This is a genomic window from Paraburkholderia sp. BL23I1N1 (genome assembly GCF_003610295.1).
GTDB lineage: Bacteria > Pseudomonadota > Gammaproteobacteria > Burkholderiales > Burkholderiaceae > Paraburkholderia.
Window position 1 is genome coordinate 13,331 of the sequence record NZ_RAPV01000001.1, and the last position, 19,814, is coordinate 33,144.

General features: G+C 57.2%; 9 protein-coding genes, 6 tRNA genes and 3 rRNA genes. All 18 read left to right on the plus strand.

Annotated elements, in window-relative coordinates:
• Positions 1 to 332: 332 nt before the first annotated feature.
• The 18 genes from B0G76_RS00075 to rpoC all read left to right on the plus strand — a co-directional run bounded on the left by B0G76_RS00075 (position 333) and on the right by rpoC (position 19,717).
• Positions 333 to 1,863, plus strand: a 16S ribosomal RNA gene (locus tag B0G76_RS00075).
• Between the two features lie 64 nt (positions 1,864 to 1,927).
• Positions 1,928 to 2,004: transfer RNA gene (locus B0G76_RS00080), tRNA-Ile, on the plus strand.
• Between the two features lie 57 nt (positions 2,005 to 2,061).
• Positions 2,062 to 2,137: transfer RNA gene (locus tag B0G76_RS00085), tRNA-Ala, on the plus strand.
• Positions 2,138 to 2,479: 342 nt separating this feature from the next.
• Positions 2,480 to 5,359: ribosomal RNA gene (locus B0G76_RS00090) — 23S ribosomal RNA — on the plus strand.
• Positions 5,360 to 5,509: 150 nt separating this feature from the next.
• Positions 5,510 to 5,622, plus strand: a 5S ribosomal RNA gene (rrf, locus tag B0G76_RS00095).
• The 16S, 23S and 5S rRNA genes sit together here with 5 tRNA genes alongside, the layout of an rRNA operon.
• A gap of 155 nt (positions 5,623 to 5,777) precedes the next feature.
• A tRNA-Tyr gene (locus tag B0G76_RS00100) sits at positions 5,778 to 5,863 on the plus strand.
• Positions 5,864 to 5,904: 41 nt separating this feature from the next.
• Positions 5,905 to 5,978 (plus strand) — tRNA-Gly (locus B0G76_RS00105).
• A gap of 16 nt (positions 5,979 to 5,994) precedes the next feature.
• A tRNA-Thr gene (locus tag B0G76_RS00110) sits at positions 5,995 to 6,069 on the plus strand.
• Between the two features lie 63 nt (positions 6,070 to 6,132).
• Positions 6,133 to 7,323: an elongation factor Tu gene (gene tuf / locus B0G76_RS00115; protein ID WP_120289155.1), complete on the plus strand. Its 1,191-nt coding sequence runs from the start codon at positions 6,133 to 6,135 to the stop codon at positions 7,321 to 7,323.
• 65 nt (positions 7,324 to 7,388) lie between these two features.
• Positions 7,389 to 7,464, plus strand: a tRNA-Trp gene (locus B0G76_RS00120).
• 36 nt (positions 7,465 to 7,500) lie between these two features.
• The gene (gene secE, locus B0G76_RS00125; RefSeq protein WP_011490062.1) at positions 7,501 to 7,881 is read left to right on the plus strand and encodes a preprotein translocase subunit SecE; all 381 of its coding nucleotides are present in this window, start codon (positions 7,501 to 7,503) and stop codon (positions 7,879 to 7,881) included.
• A gap of 1 nt (position 7,882) precedes the next feature.
• On the plus strand, positions 7,883 to 8,440 hold the full coding sequence (gene nusG, locus B0G76_RS00130) for a transcription termination/antitermination protein NusG (RefSeq protein ID WP_007180147.1): 558 nt from the start codon (positions 7,883 to 7,885) through the stop codon (positions 8,438 to 8,440).
• Positions 8,441 to 8,605: 165 nt separating this feature from the next.
• On the plus strand, positions 8,606 to 9,037 hold the full coding sequence (gene rplK / locus B0G76_RS00135; RefSeq protein ID WP_025496715.1) for a 50S ribosomal protein L11: 432 nt from the start codon (positions 8,606 to 8,608) through the stop codon (positions 9,035 to 9,037).
• Positions 9,038 to 9,736, plus strand: coding sequence for a 50S ribosomal protein L1 (gene rplA, locus B0G76_RS00140; RefSeq protein ID WP_007180145.1), 699 nt, complete (start codon positions 9,038 to 9,040; stop codon positions 9,734 to 9,736).
• Between the two features lie 302 nt (positions 9,737 to 10,038).
• On the plus strand, positions 10,039 to 10,542 hold the full coding sequence (gene rplJ / locus B0G76_RS00145; protein ID WP_120289157.1) for a 50S ribosomal protein L10: 504 nt from the start codon (positions 10,039 to 10,041) through the stop codon (positions 10,540 to 10,542).
• A 63-nt stretch (positions 10,543 to 10,605) separates the two neighbouring features.
• Positions 10,606 to 10,980 (plus strand): 50S ribosomal protein L7/L12, encoded by a 375-nt coding sequence (gene rplL / locus B0G76_RS00150; RefSeq protein WP_054043372.1) that lies wholly within the window; start codon positions 10,606 to 10,608, stop codon positions 10,978 to 10,980.
• 370 nt (positions 10,981 to 11,350) lie between these two features.
• A complete protein-coding gene (gene rpoB, locus B0G76_RS00155) occupies positions 11,351 to 15,457 on the plus strand; it encodes a DNA-directed RNA polymerase subunit beta (protein WP_120289159.1) in 4,107 nt (1,368 codons plus the stop codon).
• A 21-nt stretch (positions 15,458 to 15,478) separates the two neighbouring features.
• Positions 15,479 to 19,717 (plus strand): DNA-directed RNA polymerase subunit beta', encoded by a 4,239-nt coding sequence (gene rpoC, locus B0G76_RS00160; RefSeq protein ID WP_120289161.1) that lies wholly within the window; start codon positions 15,479 to 15,481, stop codon positions 19,715 to 19,717.
• Positions 19,718 to 19,814: the final 97 nt, after the last annotated feature.

The window sequence follows — 19,814 nt, forward strand, 5'->3', positions numbered from 1 at the left end:
AAAAGAGCCTTCATAATCTCGTTTCTCTGCTGCTGATGCAGCGACGCAGAACGAAGCGGTGCCGGGTGGTTGTGATGGTTGCAGCGCGGTGCCGGTTTGGTAGTGGATGCGGACTCGATCTTTAAAAATTAACAGCCGATAAGTGTGGGCGCTTGATGCGCGACGCGAGCCGGATCTTTCGGGATCTGGCGTAAGCGAAAGTATCAAGTCTCACACTAGTATTAAAGGAAGGTTTTCCTGCTGGTATGGATTCATGCTGGCAGGATGATCATTCGTCAGTACGTTGAGTGAGCGACCGGTTTCGAAAGAGACCGAAAAACAGTAACAGGTTTGAACTGAAGAGTTTGATCCTGGCTCAGATTGAACGCTGGCGGCATGCCTTACACATGCAAGTCGAACGGCAGCACGGGGGCAACCCTGGTGGCGAGTGGCGAACGGGTGAGTAATACATCGGAACGTGTCCTGTAGTGGGGGATAGCCCGGCGAAAGCCGGATTAATACCGCATACGCTCTACGGAGGAAAGGGGGGGATCTTAGGACCTCTCGCTACAGGGGCGGCCGATGGCAGATTAGCTAGTTGGTGGGGTAAAGGCCTACCAAGGCGACGATCTGTAGCTGGTCTGAGAGGACGACCAGCCACACTGGGACTGAGACACGGCCCAGACTCCTACGGGAGGCAGCAGTGGGGAATTTTGGACAATGGGGGCAACCCTGATCCAGCAATGCCGCGTGTGTGAAGAAGGCCTTCGGGTTGTAAAGCACTTTTGTCCGGAAAGAAAACCTCCGCCCTAATACGGTGGGGGGATGACGGTACCGGAAGAATAAGCACCGGCTAACTACGTGCCAGCAGCCGCGGTAATACGTAGGGTGCAAGCGTTAATCGGAATTACTGGGCGTAAAGCGTGCGCAGGCGGTCCGCTAAGACAGATGTGAAATCCCCGGGCTTAACCTGGGAACTGCATTTGTGACTGGCGGGCTAGAGTATGGCAGAGGGGGGTAGAATTCCACGTGTAGCAGTGAAATGCGTAGAGATGTGGAGGAATACCGATGGCGAAGGCAGCCCCCTGGGCCAATACTGACGCTCATGCACGAAAGCGTGGGGAGCAAACAGGATTAGATACCCTGGTAGTCCACGCCCTAAACGATGTCAACTAGTTGTTGGGTCTTCATTGACTTAGTAACGTAGCTAACGCGTGAAGTTGACCGCCTGGGGAGTACGGTCGCAAGATTAAAACTCAAAGGAATTGACGGGGACCCGCACAAGCGGTGGATGATGTGGATTAATTCGATGCAACGCGAAAAACCTTACCTACCCTTGACATGTATGGAATCCTGCTGAGAGGTGGGAGTGCCCGAAAGGGAGCCATAACACAGGTGCTGCATGGCTGTCGTCAGCTCGTGTCGTGAGATGTTGGGTTAAGTCCCGCAACGAGCGCAACCCTTGTCCCTAGTTGCTACGCAAGAGCACTCTAGGGAGACTGCCGGTGACAAACCGGAGGAAGGTGGGGATGACGTCAAGTCCTCATGGCCCTTATGGGTAGGGCTTCACACGTCATACAATGGTCGGAACAGAGGGTCGCCAAGCCGCGAGGTGGAGCCAATCCCAGAAAACCGATCGTAGTCCGGATCGCACTCTGCAACTCGAGTGCGTGAAGCTGGAATCGCTAGTAATCGCGGATCAGCATGCCGCGGTGAATACGTTCCCGGGTCTTGTACACACCGCCCGTCACACCATGGGAGTGGGTTTTACCAGAAGTGGCTAGTCTAACCGCAAGGAGGACGGTCACCACGGTAGGATTCATGACTGGGGTGAAGTCGTAACAAGGTAGCCGTATCGGAAGGTGCGGCTGGATCACCTCCTTTCTCGAGCTAACGTGTCAATGCGTTGAGCGCTCACGCTTATCGGCTGTGAACAGGACAGACTCAGGGGTCTGTAGCTCAGTTGGTTAGAGCACCGTCTTGATAAGGCGGGGGTCGATGGTTCGAATCCATCCAGACCCACCACTGTTTCTGCGGTGGCTGACCTAACCAACCGGAGACACCTGAGGTACTTGTGTGACTGGGGGATTAGCTCAGCTGGGAGAGCACCTGCTTTGCAAGCAGGGGGTCGTCGGTTCGATCCCGTCATCCTCCACCAATCTTCAATGCCGGTTTTACTGCGGCAAACCCTGAAAGAGGTTTGCGGTGTAGTGAAACGGGCATTGGCGATTGAGCCAGTCAGAGTGATATGCGGTTATAGCAACCGCAATATCGGCTGTCGTTCTTTAACAATCAGGAAGAAGTAGTAAAGAGATTCACGAAAGATCGCCTGGAGATGGGTGATTGAGTAGGTGAATCAGGGTTGTGATTGTATCAATGTATGAAAAGAGGGATCGAGAGATCGCTTTTGGAATACGGCGCAACACGAATACTCAACCTGTAGCGATTGTGAGGAACACGTCATTCCCAGTGGATGAGGTGGGAGACACACCCGTTATAGGGTCAAGCGAACAAGTGCATGTGGTGGATGCCTTGGCGATCACAGGCGATGAAGGACGCGGTAGCCTGCGAAAAGCGGTGGGGAGCTGGCAAACGAGCTTTGATCCACCGATATCCGAATGGGGAAACCCGGCCCGAATGGGTCATCCATGACTGAATACATAGGTCATGTGAAGCGAACGCGGTGAACTGAAACATCTAAGTAACCGCAGGAAAAGAAATCAACCGAGATTCCCAGAGTAGTGGCGAGCGAAATGGGACCAGCCTGTACTCTTTATCTTCATTGTTAGTCGAAGGCTCTGGAAAGTGCCGCCATAGCAGGTGATAGCCCTGTAGACGAAAACAGCGAGGAAGAACCAGGGGTACGACAAGTAGGGCGGGACACGTGAAATCCTGTCTGAAGATGGGGGGACCATCCTCCAAGGCTAAATACTCGTGATCGACCGATAGTGAACCAGTACCGTGAGGGAAAGGCGAAAAGAACCCCGGGAGGGGAGTGAAATAGATCCTGAAACCGCATGCATACAAACAGTAGGAGCCTCGCAAGGGGTGACTGCGTACCTTTTGTATAATGGGTCAGCGACTTACATTCAGTGGCAAGCTTAACCGATTAGGGCAGGCGTAGCGAAAGCGAGTCCGAACAGGGCGATTCAGTCGCTGGGTGTAGACCCGAAACCAGGTGATCTATCCATGGCCAGGATGAAGGTGCGGTAACACGTACTGGAGGTCCGAACCCACTAACGTTGAAAAGTTAGGGGATGAGCTGTGGATAGGGGTGAAAGGCTAAACAAACCTGGAAATAGCTGGTTCTCTCCGAAAACTATTTAGGTAGTGCCTCGTGTATCACCTTCGGGGGTAGAGCACTGTCATGGTTGTGGGGTCCATTGCGGATTACTACGCCATAGCAAACTCCGAATACCGAAGAGTGCAATCACGGGAGACAGACATCGGGTGCTAACGTCCGGTGTCAAGAGGGAAACAACCCAGACCGCCAGCTAAGGTCCCCAAATATTGCTAAGTGGGAAACGAAGTGGGAAGGCTAAAACAGTCAGGAGGTTGGCTTAGAAGCAGCCATCCTTTAAAGAAAGCGTAATAGCTCACTGATCGAGTCGTCCTGCGCGGAAGATGTAACGGGGCTAAGCAATATACCGAAGCTGCGGATGCACATTGATGTGCATGGTAGGAGAGCGTTCCGTAAGCCTGCGAAGGTGCACTGAAAAGTGCGCTGGAGGTATCGGAAGTGCGAATGCTGACATGAGTAGCGATAAAGGGGGTGAAAGGCCCCCTCGCCGTAAGCCCAAGGTTTCCTACGCAACGTTCATCGGCGTAGGGTGAGTCGGCCCCTAAGGCGAGGCAGAAATGCGTAGCTGATGGGAAGCAGGTTAATATTCCTGCACCATTGTTAAATGCGATGGGGGGACGGATCGCGGAAGGTTGTCCGGGTGTTGGAAGTCCCGGTCCTTGCATTGGAGAAGGCGCTTAGGCAAATCCGGGCGCGCAATTCAAGGGTGCGAGGCCATTCACTTAGGTGAAGAAGCAATCGGAAGTGGTTCCAAGAAAAGCCTCTAAGCTTCAGTTTAACAAGACCGTACCGCAAACCGACACAGGTGGGCGAGATGAGTATTCTAAGGCGCTTGAGAGAACTCGGGAGAAGGAACTCGGCAAATTGGTACCGTAACTTCGGGATAAGGTACGCCCCTGTAGCCTGACTCGCCTGCGCGAGAAGGGTGAAGGGGTTGCAATAAACTGGTGGCTGCGACTGTTTAATAAAAACACAGCACTCTGCAAACACGAAAGTGGACGTATAGGGTGTGACGCCTGCCCGGTGCCGGAAGATTAAATGATGGGGTGCAAGCTCTTGATTGAAGTCCCGGTAAACGGCGGCCGTAACTATAACGGTCCTAAGGTAGCGAAATTCCTTGTCGGGTAAGTTCCGACCTGCACGAATGGCGTAACGATGGCCACACTGTCTCCTCCCGAGACTCAGCGAAGTTGAAGTGTTTGTGATGATGCAATCTCCCCGCGGCTAGACGGAAAGACCCCATGAACCTTTACTGTAGCTTTGCATTGGACTTTGAACCGATCTGTGTAGGATAGGTGGGAGGCTATGAAGCGTGAACGCCAGTTTGCGTGGAGCCGTCCTTGAAATACCACCCTGGTTTGTTTGAGGTTCTAACCTTGGCCCGTGATCCGGGTCGGGGACAGTGCATGGTAGGCAGTTTGACTGGGGCGGTCTCCTCCCAAAGTGTAACGGAGGAGTACGAAGGTACGCTAGGTACGGTCGGAAATCGTGCTGATAGTGCAATGGCATAAGCGTGCTTAACTGCGAGACCGACAAGTCGAGCAGGTGCGAAAGCAGGTCATAGTGATCCGGTGGTTCTGTATGGAAGGGCCATCGCTCAACGGATAAAAGGTACTCTGGGGATAACAGGCTGATACCGCCCAAGAGTTCATATCGACGGCGGTGTTTGGCACCTCGATGTCGGCTCATCTCATCCTGGGGCTGTAGCCGGTCCCAAGGGTATGGCTGTTCGCCATTTAAAGAGGTACGTGAGCTGGGTTTAAAACGTCGTGAGACAGTTTGGTCCCTATCTGCCGTGGGCGCTGGATATTTGAAGGGGGCTGCTCCTAGTACGAGAGGACCGGAGTGGACGAACCTCTGGTGTACCGGTTGTCACGCCAGTGGCATCGCCGGGTAGCTATGTTCGGAAGAGATAACCGCTGAAAGCATCTAAGCGGGAAACTCGCCTTAAGATGAGATATCCCCGGGGCTTCGAGCCCCTTGAAGGGTCGTTCAAGACCAGGACGTTGATAGGTCAGGTGTGGAAGCGCAGTAATGCGTTAAGCTAACTGATACTAATTGCCCGTAAGGCTTGATCCTATAACCGGTGTGTTTTACACACGCACGGTTGAGATCAGTGTTGTGCCGGAAACAACACAGCCCAGACTTCATCTGATGAAACCATCATCAGAAACTACTTCTTCCCGATTGGTTGTGCCGCCCGCCAGGGCGACACGGCAACAAGTCATGCCTGATGACCATAGCGAGTCGGTCCCACCCCTTCCCATCCCGAACAGGACCGTGAAACGACTCCACGCCGATGATAGTGCGGATTCCCGTGTGAAAGTAGGTAATCGTCAGGCTCCCCCGCAGCAAACAGAAACCCCACCCGCAAAGGTGGGGTTTCTGCGTTTACGGCGGCGTTCGACTCACTATATAAGTGAGAGCTATGAGTTTGGAACGGTCAAGCAAGCCTTGACAGCAAGCGGTTGTTCCCTCATAATCATCAGTTCTCTGCGGAGGGGTGCCCGAGTGGCTAAAGGGGGCAGACTGTAAATCTGTTGGCTTACGCCTACGTTGGTTCGAATCCAACCTCCTCCACCAGAATGCAAGTTGTAGCAGTAGTTGGGAATCCATGGATCCTTGCGGGTGTAGCTCAATGGTAGAGCAGAAGCCTTCCAAGCTTACGACGAGGGTTCGATTCCCTTCACCCGCTCCAGTAACAAAGAAGTAGCGCCCATGTGGCTCAGTGGTAGAGCACTCCCTTGGTAAGGGAGAGGTCGGCAGTTCGATCCTGCCCATGGGCACCAGAAGTACTCGGTGATTGTTTGCGCGCGGCGCAACGTACGGATAAATCCTCTTAGGAGTCGAAAATGGCCAAGGGTAAGTTTGAGCGGACCAAGCCGCACGTGAACGTCGGCACGATCGGTCACGTTGACCACGGCAAGACCACGCTGACGGCAGCGATCACGACGGTGCTGACCAAGAAGTTTGGCGGCGAAGCAAAGGCATACGACCAGATCGACGCGGCGCCGGAAGAAAAGGCACGTGGCATCACGATCAACACGGCGCACGTCGAGTACGAAACGGCTAACCGCCACTACGCACACGTCGACTGCCCGGGCCACGCTGACTATGTGAAGAACATGATCACGGGCGCAGCGCAGATGGACGGCGCGATCCTGGTGTGCTCGGCCGCCGACGGCCCGATGCCACAAACGCGTGAGCACATCCTGCTGGCGCGTCAGGTTGGCGTTCCGTACATCATCGTGTTCCTGAACAAGTGCGACATGGTGGACGACGCTGAGCTGCTGGAGCTGGTCGAGATGGAAGTTCGCGAACTTCTGTCGAAGTACGACTTCCCGGGCGACGACACGCCGATCATCAAGGGTTCGGCCAAGCTGGCGCTGGAAGGCGACGCAGGCGAGCTGGGCGAAGTGGCGATCATGAACCTGGCCGACGCGCTGGATACGTACATCCCGACGCCGGAGCGCGCAGTTGACGGTGCGTTCCTGATGCCGGTGGAAGACGTGTTCTCGATCTCGGGTCGCGGCACGGTGGTGACGGGTCGCGTTGAGCGCGGCGTGGTGAAGGTCGGCGAAGAAATCGAAATCGTCGGTATCAAGCCGACGGTGAAGACGACGTGCACGGGCGTGGAAATGTTCCGCAAGCTGCTCGACCAGGGTCAGGCCGGCGACAACGTGGGTATCCTGCTGCGCGGCACGAAGCGTGAAGACGTGGAGCGTGGCCAGGTTCTGGCGAAGCCGGGTTCGATCAACCCGCACACGCACTTCACGGCTGAAGTGTACGTGCTGAGCAAGGACGAAGGCGGTCGCCACACGCCGTTCTTCAACAACTATCGTCCGCAGTTCTACTTCCGTACGACGGACGTGACGGGCTCGATCGAGTTGCCGAAGGACAAGGAAATGGTCATGCCGGGCGACAACGTGTCGATCACGGTGAAGCTGATCAATCCGATCGCGATGGAAGAAGGTCTGCGCTTCGCAATTCGCGAAGGCGGCCGTACGGTCGGCGCAGGTGTGGTTGCCAAGATTCTCGAGTAACGCCAGATAGTTCTCGTTGATCGGTTGTTTCGGGGTTGGCGGTGCCGTCAACCCCAAAATGGTTTAGGGGTATAGCTCAACTGGCAGAGCGTCGGTCTCCAAAACCGAAGGTTGGGGGTTCGATTCCCTCTGCCCCTGCCAACTCTCGCGCCACATGTGGCGCTTCGTTAAGGTGTTATGGCGAATCCTTCCGTCGAAACTGTAAATACATCCGGCGACAAGCTGATGCTCGTCGCGGGCGTATTGTTGGTCTTGGCCGGGTTCGTGGGGTTCTTCTGGCTCAGCGGCCAGGAATGGTACGTCCGCGGAGCCGCCTTGGCTGTTGGCGCTATCGCGGGTGTTGCAGTCGGTCTTCTCTCCGCGCCTGGCAAGGGTTTCATCGCTTTCGCCAAAGACTCGTACAAAGAAGTTCGTAAGGTTGTCTGGCCGACTCGTAAAGAGGCTACCCAGACAACGCTCGTAGTGTTCGGCTTCGTGTTCGTCATGGCAATCTTTCTTTGGGTTAGCGATAAATCCATTGAATGGGCGATTTTCTCGGTGATTCTGGGTTGGAAATGATATGAGCGATACTCCGGCATCCCCGAGCGGCAAGCGTTGGTATGTGGTGCACGCCTACTCCGGCATGGAGAAGAGCGTGCAACGTGCGCTTCAGGAGCGCATCGAACGTGCTGGCATGCAAGACCAATTTGGTCAAATCCTCGTTCCGACTGAAGAAGTGGTCGAGGTGAAAGGCGGTCACAAGTCAGTGACCGAGCGTCGTTTCTTTCCGGGTTACGTGCTCGTGGAAATGGAAATGACAGACGAAACGTGGCACCTCGTGAAAAACACGGCAAAGGTGACGGGTTTCGTAGGCGGTGCGCGTAATCGTCCGAGCCCGATTTCCCCGCGGGAAGTCGAGAAGATCATGTCGCAAATGCAGGAAGGCGTGGAAAAGCCGCGTCCGAAGACCCTGTTCGAAGTAGGCGAGATGGTGCGGGTGAAGGATGGTCCGTTCACGGATTTCAACGGCAGCGTCGAAGAAGTGAATTACGAGAAGTCGCGTGTCCGTGTTTCCGTTACGATTTTCGGCCGCGCAACGCCGGTCGAGCTGGAATTCGGCCAGGTCGAAAAGCTGTAATCCAGAATTCTACGGGGCGCACCAGTCGGTGCGTTCCGTATTTCGCGCTTACGGTCCGCGTAATGGCCGTTGAGGAGCGTAAGTAGTCTGCATTTTGACGAACGCGCGCTACTACTCACTGAATGTCCGCTTGTACCACTGCGGCGTTCCTAAGAGGTTTTCAAAATGGCAAAGAAAATCATCGGCTTTATCAAGCTGCAGATTCCTGCAGGTAAAGCCAACCCGTCGCCGCCGGTCGGTCCGGCACTGGGCCAACGCGGCCTGAACATCATGGAGTTCTGCAAGGCGTTCAACGCGCAGACTCAAGCAATGGAACCGGGTCTGCCGATTCCGGTCGTGATCACCGCGTTCGCGGACAAGAGCTTCACGTTCGTTCTGAAGACGCCGCCGGCTACGGTTCTGATCAAGAAGGCAGCGAAGATCGACAAGGGTTCGGCAAAGCCGCATACCGACAAGGTCGGCAAGATCACCCGCGCTCAAGCTGAAGACATCGCCAAGACCAAGATGCCCGATCTGACGGCAGCTGATCTGGACGCAGCAGTTCGTACGATCGCTGGTAGCGCCCGCTCGATGGGCATCACCGTGGAGGGCGTGTAAATGGCTAAGCTTTCAAAGCGTCTGCAAGCATTTGCAGCCAAGGTTGATCGTCAAAAACTGTACGCGATCGACGAAGCTCTGTCGCTCGTGAAGGAATGCGCAAGCGCGAAGTTCGACGAGTCGATCGACGTCGCAGTGCAGCTCGGCATCGATGCGAAGAAGTCGGACCAAGTGGTTCGCGGCTCGGTCGTCCTGCCGGCTGGTACCGGTAAGTCGGTTCGCGTGGCAGTGTTCGCACAAGGCGAAAAGGCTGAGCAAGCTCGTGCAGCTGGCGCAGAAGTCGTCGGTATGGAAGACCTGGCTGAACAGGTCAAGGCTGGCAAGCTGGACTTCGACATCGTCATCGCTTCGCCGGACACGATGCGCGTTGTCGGTACGCTCGGTCAGATCCTCGGCCCGCGCGGCCTGATGCCGAACCCGAAGGTTGGCACGGTTACGCCGGACGTCGCGACTGCGGTCAAGAACGCCAAGGCTGGTCAGGTGCAATTCCGTGTCGACAAGGCCGGTATCATCCACGCCACGATCGGCCGTGCTTCGTTCGAGCCGACGGCTCTGCGTAGCAACCTGAACGCTCTGGTCGACGCGCTGCAAAAGGCTAAGCCGGCAACGAGCAAGGGTGTCTACCTGCGCAAGGTTGCGCTGTCGAGCACGATGGGTGTTGGCGTTCGCGTCGACCAGGCATCGATCGCAGCACAGTAATAATTTTCATCGCCTCGATGTGAGTCGAGGCGGTTTTATGGGCTTTGGGCGGTCGCAAGATGGCAGTCTGCGTCGAGCGACCGGTTGTCAAAGACCGTTGGCGGGAACGCAGCAGGTAGGCGGTCCCTTAATGTAAAGCCAACGCAGATGGCGAACCCGAAAAGGTTTTGTAGTGATGAAGCCGGTTGAAGCCCGCAGCAATGTGGGTTTCAGGCGGTCGAAATACTCCTGACTGGTCGGACGCCGTTATTGAACGCGGTACACAAAGCGCACGCTGCGTGTATCGAATCTGGAGGTTAACCGTGCCACTTAACAAAGAAAGCAAGCAGGCCGTCGTCGCTGAGGTTGCCGCGCAAGTCGCGAAAGCCCAGACCGTGGTTCTGGCTGAGTATCGTGGAATCGCGGTTGGCGATCTGACCAAGCTGCGCGCGAAAGCGCGTGAGCAACAGGTGTACCTGCGCGTGTTGAAAAACACGCTGGCGCGTCGCGCTGTCGAAGGTACCCCGTTTGCTTCGCTGGCAGAGCAGATGACTGGCCCCCTGATCTACGGCATCTCGGAAGATGCAATTGCTGCTGCTAAGGTCGTCAATGACTTCAGCAAGAGCAATGACAAGTTAGTCATCAAGGCTGGTTCCTACGAAGGCAAGGTGATGGACAAGGCTGGCGTGCAAGCGCTGGCAAGCATCCCGAGCCGCGAAGAGCTGCTCTCCAAGCTGTTGTACGTTATGCAAGCACCTGTTTCCGGCTTTGCGCGCGCTCTGGCCGCGCTGGCAGAAAAGAAACAAGGCGAAGAAGCTGCTGCGTAACGCACTTCAGTCGAGCGTGATTGATCGCTGGCTGTATCCGAATTCAATTTAGGAGTATTTCAAATGGCAATCGCAAAAGATGACATCCTCGAGGCAGTAAGCTCGATGTCGGTTCTGGAACTGAACGAGCTGGTCAAGGCGTTCGAAGAAAAGTTTGGCGTGTCGGCAGCTGCTGTTGCAGTGGCAGGCCCGGCAGGCGGCGGCGCTGCTGCTGCTGCTGAAGAGCAAACCGAATTCACGGTCAACCTGACGGAAGTCGGCGCGAACAAGGTTTCGGTTATTAAGGCTGTTCGTGAACTGACGGGTCTCGGCCTGAAGGAAGCGAAGGACCTGGTCGACGGTGCACCGAAGCCTGTTAAGGAATCGGTACCGAAGGCTGCTGCTGAAGAAGCCAAGAAGAAGTTGGAAGAAGCCGGCGCGAAGGCTGAAATCAAGTAAGTTTCAGCGCGTTGTGCGAAGGCTGGCGGTTTTCCACCGCCGGCCTTTTTGTGCTTTGTGGGGACTACGTTCTTGCCAGCCAGTTTCGGCAGGAACGGAAGCCCCAGAAGCCAAAGAAAATCGCCTATCGGTATTTTTGACCGGCACTTCTCTTTGTCTTCTGAAGCGACTGCAGAAGGCAAGTTTGGTCGGGTAGCGGGCAACACAGGCATCCGCTGCCGTCAGCCAGCGGTTGGTAGCGGCCAACCACCAAGCTTCAAGGCTCGTTCAAGCCATCGGACGGCCAACGGGTCTCAGTCGGTGAACACTCGGGTTGTCTCATCAAGGTATCCTGCCTCGACAACAATGCCCGCCGTGATTCGGAGATCGTATGCAATATTCCTTCACCGAGAAGAAGCGCATTCGCAAGAGTTTTGCGAAGCGCCCCATCGTTCACCAAGTACCTTTCCTGCTGGCTACCCAGCTTGAATCATTCAGCACGTTTCTGCAAGCAGACACGTCGTCCACGCAGCGCAAGCCGGAAGGCCTGCAAGCTGCGTTCACGTCCGTTTTCCCGATCGTTTCGCATAACGGCTTTGCTCGTCTCGAGTTCGTCAGCTACATGCTGTCGCCGCCGGCATTCAACATCAAGGAATGTCAGCAGCGCGGTTTGACGTACTGCTCGGCACTGCGCGCGAAAGTGCGTCTGGTGCTGCTCGACAAGGAATCGCCGAGCAAGCCGGTCGTCAAGGAAGTGAAGGAACAGGAAGTGTACATGGGCGAAATTCCGCTCATGACGCCGACGGGTTCGTTCGTCATCAACGGCACGGAACGTGTGATCGTTTCGCAGCTGCATCGTTCGCCGGGCGTGTTCTTCGAACACGACAAGGGCAAGACGCACAGCTCGGGCAAGCTCCTGTTCTCGGCACGTATCATTCCTTACCGCGGTTCGTGGCTCGACTTCGAATTTGATCCGAAGGACGTGCTGTATTTCCGCGTCGACCGCCGTCGCAAGATGCCGGTCACCATCCTGCTGAAGGCGATCGGCCTGACGCCGGAACAGATCCTCGCAAACTTCTTCGTGTTCGACAATTTCACGCTGATGCCGGAAGGCGCGCAGATGGAATTCGTGCCCGAGCGTCTGCGTGGTGAAGTCGCACGTTTCGACATTTCGGATCGTGACGGCAACGTGATCGTCCAGAAGGACAAGCGGATCAACGCCAAGCACATTCGCGATCTCGACAACGCGAAGACGAAGTTCATCTCGGTGCCGGAAGACTATCTGCTCGGGCGCGTGCTGGCGAAGAATGTCGTCGACGGCGATACGGGCGAAGTCATCGCTAACGCGAACGACGAAATCACCGAAACCGTCCTCGAGAAGCTCCGCGAATCGAAGATCAAAGACATCCAGACGCTCTACACGAACGATCTGGATCAAGGTCCGTACATTTCGTCGACGCTGCGTATCGACGAAACCGCGGACAAGATGGCCGCTCGCATCGCGATCTACCGCATGATGCGTCCGGGCGAACCGCCGACCGAAGAAGCGGTCGAGGCGCTGTTCAATCGTCTGTTCTATAGCGAAGACGCATACGACCTGTCCAAGGTGGGTCGTATGAAGTTCAACCGCCGTGTCGGTCGCGACGAAATCGTCGGCCCGATGACGCTGCAGGACGACGACATCCTCGCAACGATCAAGATCCTGGTCGAACTGCGTAACGGCAAGGGCGAAGTGGACGACATCGACCACTTGGGCAATCGTCGTGTGCGTTGCGTCGGCGAACTGGCTGAAAACCAGTTCCGCGCAGGTCTCGTGCGTGTCGAACGTGCTGTGAAGGAACGCCTCGGTCAAGCCGAAAGCGAAAACCTGATGCCGCACGACCTGATCAACTCGAAGCCGATTTCGTCGGCGATTCGCGAGTTCTTCGGTTCGTCGCAGCTGTCGCAGTTTATGGACCAGACCAACCCGCTGTCGGAAATCACCCACAAGCGCCGTGTTTCGGCACTTGGCCCGGGCGGTTTGACGCGTGAGCGCGCTGGCTTTGAAGTCCGCGACGTGCACCCGACCCACTACGGCCGTGTGTGCCCGATTGAAACGCCGGAAGGTCCGAACATCGGCCTGATCAACTCGCTCGCACTGTACGCGCACCTGAACGAATACGGCTTCCTCGAAACGCCGTATCGCAAGGTTGTGGACAGCAAGGTGACCGATCAGATCGACTATCTGTCGGCGATCGAAGAAGGCCGTTACGTGATCGCTCAGGCGAACGCGGCGGTTGCTGCTGATGGCTCGCTGACCGACGAACTGGTGTCGTCGCGTGAAGCAGGCGAAACGCTGATGGTCACGCCGGACCGCATCCAGTACATGGACGTGGCGCCGTCGCAGATCGTCTCGGTGGCAGCATCGCTGATTCCGTTCCTCGAGCACGATGACGCGAACCGCGCATTGATGGGTTCGAACATGCAGCGTCAGGCTGTGCCGTGTCTGCGTCCTGAAAAGGCCGTGGTCGGTACGGGTATCGAACGCACGGTGGCAGTCGACTCGGGTACGACGGTTCAGGCATTCCGCGGTGGCGTGGTCGATTACGTCGACGCAGGCCGTATGGTGATTCGCGTGAACGACGATGAAGCCGTTGCCGGCGACGTCGGCGTGGACATCTACAACCTGATCAAGTACACGCGTTCGAACCAGAACACGAACATCAACCAGCGCCCGATCGTGAAGGTCGGCGATATCGTGTCGCGTGGCGACGTGCTGGCTGACGGTGCATCGACCGACCTCGGCGAACTGGCTCTCGGCCAGAACATGCTGGTGGCGTTCATGCCGTGGAACGGCTACAACTTCGAAGATTCGATCTTGATCTCGGAGAAGGTGGTCGCTGACGACCGTTACACGTCGATCCACATCGAAGAACTGAACGTCGTAGCTCGCGATACGAAGCTCGGACCGGAAGAAATCACGCGCGACATCTCGAACCTGGCCGAAGTGCAACTTGGCCGTCTCGACGAGTCGGGCATCGTCTACATCGGCGCTGAAGTCGAAGCAGGCGACGTGCTGGTCGGTAAGGTGACGCCGAAGGGCGAAACCCAGCTGACGCCGGAAGAAAAGCTGCTGCGCGCGATCTTCGGTGAGAAGGCTTCGGACGTGAAGGACACGTCGCTGCGCGTGCCGTCGGGCATGAGCGGCACGGTCATCGACGTGCAAGTGTTCACGCGTGAAGGCATTCAGCGCGACAAGCGTGCGCAACAGATCATCGACGATGAACTGAAGCGTTATCGCCTCGACCTGAACGACCAACTGCGTATCGTGGAAGGCGATGCATTCCAGCGTCTCGCACGTATGCTGACCGGCAAGGTCGCGAACGGCGGTCCGAAGAAGCTCGCGAAGGGTACGAAGATCGAACAGGCTTACCTGGAAGATCTCGACCACTACCACTGGTTCGACATCCGCCTCGCGGACGAAGAAGCAGCGGCACAGCTCGAAGCTATCAAGGACTCGATCGAACAGAAGCGTCACCAGTTCGATCTGGCGTTCGAAGAAAAGCGCAAGAAGCTCACGCAAGGCGACGAACTGCCGCCGGGCGTGCTGAAGATGGTCAAGGTGTATCTGGCAGTCAAGCGTCGTCTGCAGCCTGGCGACAAGATGGCCGGCCGTCACGGTAACAAGGGTGTGGTGTCGAAGATCGTTCCGATCGAAGACATGCCGTACATGGCCGACGGCCGTCCGGCTGACGTCGTTCTGAACCCGCTCGGCGTGCCGTCGCGGATGAACGTGGGTCAGGTTCTCGAAGTGCATCTGGGTTGGGCCGCGAAGGGTCTCGGCTGGCGTATCGGCGAAATGCTGCAACGTCAGGCGAAGATTGCTGAACTGCGCGAATTCCTGACCAAGATCTACAACGAGTCGGGCCGCGCTGAAGAGCTGGACAGCTTCACGGACGACGAAATCGTCGAACTGGCGAAGAACCTGCGCGAAGGCGTTCCGTTTGCCACGCCGGTGTTCGACGGTGCGACGGAAGAAGAAATGTCGCGCGCGCTGGATCTGGCCTTCCCGGACGACATCGCGAAGAACCTCGGCATGACGCCGTCGAAGAACCAGGTGCGTCTGTATGACGGCCGCACGGGTGAGATGTTCGAACGTACGGTGACGGTCGGCTACATGCACTACCTGAAGCTGCACCACTTGGTCGACGACAAGATGCACGCGCGTTCCACGGGCCCGTACTCGCTCGTGACACAGCAGCCGTTGGGCGGTAAGGCGCAGTTCGGTGGCCAGCGTTTCGGTGAAATGGAAGTGTGGGCGCTCGAAGCGTACGGCGCATCGTACGTGCTGCAAGAAATGCTGACGGTGAAGTCGGATGACGTGGCGGGCCGGACCAAGGTTTATGAAAACCTGGTCAAGGGCGATCACGTGATCGATGCAGGCATGCCGGAATCCTTCAACGTGTTGGTGAAGGAAATCCGCTCGCTCGGTATCGATATCGACCTCGACCGCAACTAATCGGACTACGGAGAGAAAGCAATGAAAGCTCTGCTCGATCTATTCAAGCAAGTCCAACAGCCTGAAGTTTTTGACGCGATCAAGATCGGTCTGGCCTCGCCAGACAAGATCCGTTCGTGGTCGTTCGGTGAAGTGAAGAAGCCGGAAACCATCAACTACCGGACGTTCAAGCCGGAACGCGATGGTCTGTTCTGCGCGAAGATCTTCGGGCCGATCAAAGACTACGAATGCCTTTGCGGCAAGTACAAGCGCCTGAAGCATCGTGGCGTGATCTGTGAAAAGTGCGGCGTCGAAGTGACGCTCGCCAAGGTGCGTCGCGAACGGATGGGCCACATTGAGTTGGCCTCGCCGGTCGCTCACATCTGGTTTCTGAAGTCGCTGCCGTCGCGTCTGGGCATGGTGCTCGACATGACGCTGCGCGACATCGAGCGCGTGCTGTACTTCGAAGCCTACGTGGTGATCGATCCGGGCATGACGCCGCTGAAAGCGCGGCAGATCATGACGGAAGAGGATTACTACAACAAGGTCGAAGAGTACGGTGACGAATTCCGTGCCGAGATGGGCGCGGAAGGCGTTCGCGAACTGCTGCGCGCGATCAATATCGACGAACAGGTCGAGATGCTGCGCACCGAACTCAAGAACACGGGTTCGGAAGCGAAGATCAAGAAGTATGCGAAGCGCCTGAAGGTGCTCGAGGCTTTCCAGCGTTCGGGCATCAAGCCTGACTGGATGGTGCTCGAAGTGCTGCCGGTGCTGCCGCCGGAACTGCGTCCGCTGGTGCCGCTGGATGGCGGGCGCTTCGCGACGTCGGACCTGAACGACCTGTATCGCCGCGTGATCAACCGTAACAACCGGTTGAAGCGTCTGCTCGAACTGAAGGCGCCTGAAATCATCGTTCGCAACGAAAAGCGGATGCTGCAGGAAGCCGTCGATTCGCTGCTCGACAACGGTCGTCGCGGTAAGGCAATGACCGGCGCGAACAAGCGTCCGCTGAAGTCGCTCGCTGACATGATCAAGGGTAAGGGCGGTCGCTTCCGTCAGAACTTGCTTGGTAAGCGCGTGGACTACTCGGGCCGTTCGGTGATCGTGGTCGGCCCGACGCTCAAGCTGCATCAGTGCGGTCTGCCGAAGCTGATGGCGCTCGAACTGTTCAAGCCGTTCATCTTCAACAAGCTCGAAGTGATGGGTGTTGCTACCACCATCAAGGCTGCGAAGAAGGAAGTCGAGAGCCAGACGCCGGTGGTGTGGGACATCCTCGAAGAGGTGATCCGCGAGCATCCGGTCATGCTGAACCGTGCGCCTACGCTGCACCGTCTTGGCATTCAGGCTTTCGAGCCGGTGCTGATCGAAGGTAAGGCAATCCAGCTGCATCCGCTCGTTTGCGCGGCGTTCAACGCCGACTTCGACGGTGACCAGATGGCTGTGCACGTGCCGCTGTCGCTCGAAGCGCAGATGGAAGCGCGTACGCTGATGCTGGCGTCGAACAACATCCTGTTCCCGGCCAACGGCGATCCGTCGATCGTGCCGTCGCAGGATATTGTGCTCGGCCTGTACTACGCGACCCGTGAAGCAGTGAACGCCAAGGGCGAAGGCCTGACGTTCACCGGCGTCTCGGAAGCGCTGCGTGCGTACGAGAACAAGGAAGTCGAGCTGGCCTCGCGCGTCAACGTGCGGATCACGGAAATGGTCCACAACGAAGACAAGTCGGAAGGTGCGCCGGCATTCGTGCCGAAGATCACGCTGTATGCGACTACGGTTGGCCGTTCGATCCTGTCGGAAATTCTGCCGCCGGGCCTGCCGTTCTCGGTGCTGAACAAGCCGCTGAAGAAGAAGGAAATCTCGCGCCTCATCAACACCGCATTCCGCAAGTGCGGTCTGCGTGAAACGGTGATTTTCGCCGATCAGTTGATGCAGTCGGGTTTCCGCCTGGCAACGCGCGCTGGTATCTCGATCTGCGTCGACGACATGCTCGTGCCGCCGCAGAAAGAACAGATCGTCGGCGACGCCGCGAAGAAGGTGAAGGAATACGACCGTCAGTACATGTCGGGTCTCGTCACGTCGCAAGAACGCTACAACAACGTGGTCGACATCTGGTCGGCAACGTCGGAAGCGGTCGGCAAGGCGATGATGGAACAGCTGTCGACGGAACCGGTGGTCGATCGCGACGGCAACGAAACGCGTCAGGAATCGTTCAACTCCATCTACATGATGGCTGACTCGGGTGCTCGTGGTTCGGCGGTTCAGATTCGTCAGCTGGCCGGTATGCGCGGCCTGATGGCGAAGCCGGACGGCTCGATCATCGAGACGCCGATTACGGCGAACTTCCGTGAAGGCCTGAACGTGTTGCAGTACTTCATCTCGACCCACGGTGCACGTAAGGGTCTGGCTGATACGGCACTGAAGACGGCAAACTCGGGTTACCTGACGCGTCGTCTGGTCGACGTGACGCAGGATCTGGTGGTGGTCGAGGACGATTGCGGTACGTCCAACGGCGTCGCCATGAAGGCGTTGGTCGAAGGCGGTGAAGTCGTCGAAGCATTGCGTGACCGTATCCTGGGTCGCGTGACGGTGGCTGACGTCGTCAATCCGGAATCGCAGGAAACGCTGTACGAAACGGGTACGTTGCTCGACGAAGACGCGGTCGAAGAAATCGAACGCCTCGGCATCGACGAAGTGCGCGTGCGTACGCCGCTGACTTGCGAAACGCGTTACGGCCTGTGCGCAGCCTGCTATGGCCGCGACCTGGGTCGTGGCTCGTCGGTCAACGTCGGTGAAGCAGTCGGCGTGATCGCTGCTCAGTCGATCGGTGAACCGGGCACGCAGCTCACGATGCGTACGTTCCACATCGGTGGTGCGGCATCGCGTGCAGCAGTGGCTTCGTCGGTTGAAGCCAAGTCGAACGGTACGGTGCGTTTCACGGCGACCATGCGTTACGTTACCAATGCGAAGGGCGAGCAGATCGTCATCTCGCGTTCGGGCGAAGCCATGATCACCGACGACCACGGCCGTGAGCGCGAACGTCACAAGGTGCCGTACGGCGCGACGCTGTTGCAACTGGACGGCGCGCAGATCAAGGCCGGCACGCAACTGGCGACGTGGGATCCGATGACGCGTCCGATCATCACCGAATACGGTGGTACGGTGAAGTTCGAAAACGTCGAAGAAGGCGTGACGGTTGCCAAGCAGATCGACGATGTGACGGGTCTCTCGACACTGGTCGTGATCGACGTGAAGCGCCGCGGTTCGCAAGCGTCGAAGACGGTGCGCCCGCAGGTCAAGCTGCTCGACGCGAACGGCGAAGAAGTCAAGATCCCGAACACCGAGCACTCGGTGCAGATCGGCTTCCAGGTCGGCGCTCTGATCACCGTGAAGGATGGTCAGCAAGTGCAGGTCGGTGAAGTGCTCGCACGTATCCCGGTTGAATCGCAAAAGACTCGCGACATTACCGGTGGTCTGCCGCGTGTGGCCGAACTGTTCGAAGCGCGCTCGCCGAAGGACGCCGGTATTCTGGCGGAAGTCACGGGCACGACGTCGTTCGGTAAGGACACGAAGGGCAAGCAGCGTCTCGTTATCACGGACCTCGAAGGCAATCAGCACGAGTTCCTGATCGCGAAGGAAAAGCAGGTTCTGGTGCACGATGGTCAGGTCGTCAACAAGGGCGAAATGATTGTCGACGGGCCGGCTGATCCGCACGACATTCTGCGTTTGCAGGGCGTCGAGGCGCTGGCGCGTTACATCGTGGACGAAGTGCAGGACGTGTATCGTCTGCAGGGCGTGAAGATCAATGACAAGCACATTGAAGTGATCGTCCGTCAGATGCTGCGCCGCGTGCAGATCGTCGATAACGGCGATACGCGCTTCATCATGGGCGAACAGGTCGAGCGCTCGGATATGCTCGACGAGAACGACCGGATGGCTGCGGAAGGCAAGATCCCGGCAACCTACGACAACGTGCTGCTCGGTATCACGAAGGCATCGCTGTCGACCGATTCGTTCATCTCCGCGGCGTCGTTCCAGGAAACGACTCGCGTGCTGACCGAAGCGGCGATCATGGGCAAGCGCGACGATCTGCGCGGGCTGAAGGAAAACGTGATCGTTGGTCGTCTGATTCCGGCTGGTACGGGTCTCGCCTTCCACAAGGCACGCAAGAGCAAGGAACTGTCCGACCGCGAGCGTTTCGATCAGATCGCAGCGGAAGAGTCGTTCGAATTCGGTACGCCGGAAACCCCGGCTGCCGAACAGCAGCACTCAGGCGAGTAAGTCCCGGCGGCGCAAGCCGCCTGGGCTCACCAGCCAGCGAAGCCGCTCAGTTTCGACTGAGCGGCTTTTTTTTGCGCTGCTTTCTCACGCGCTTCTT

Bases quoted from the DNA above. Each gene is read 5' to 3' on its own strand.
- tuf (WP_120289155.1), top strand. From the start codon at position 6,133: ATGGCCAAGGGTAAGTTTGAGCGGACCAAGCCGCACGTGAACGTCGGC.
- secE (WP_011490062.1), top strand. From the start codon at position 7,501: ATGGCGAATCCTTCCGTCGAAACTGTAAATACATCCGGCGACAAGCTG.
- nusG (WP_007180147.1), top strand. From the start codon at position 7,883: ATGAGCGATACTCCGGCATCCCCGAGCGGCAAGCGTTGGTATGTGGTG.
- rplK (WP_025496715.1), top strand. From the start codon at position 8,606: ATGGCAAAGAAAATCATCGGCTTTATCAAGCTGCAGATTCCTGCAGGT.
- rplA (WP_007180145.1), top strand. From the start codon at position 9,038: ATGGCTAAGCTTTCAAAGCGTCTGCAAGCATTTGCAGCCAAGGTTGAT.
- rplL (WP_054043372.1), top strand. From the start codon at position 10,606: ATGGCAATCGCAAAAGATGACATCCTCGAGGCAGTAAGCTCGATGTCG.
- rpoB (WP_120289159.1), top strand. From the start codon at position 11,351: ATGCAATATTCCTTCACCGAGAAGAAGCGCATTCGCAAGAGTTTTGCG.
- rpoC (WP_120289161.1), top strand. From the start codon at position 15,479: ATGAAAGCTCTGCTCGATCTATTCAAGCAAGTCCAACAGCCTGAAGTT.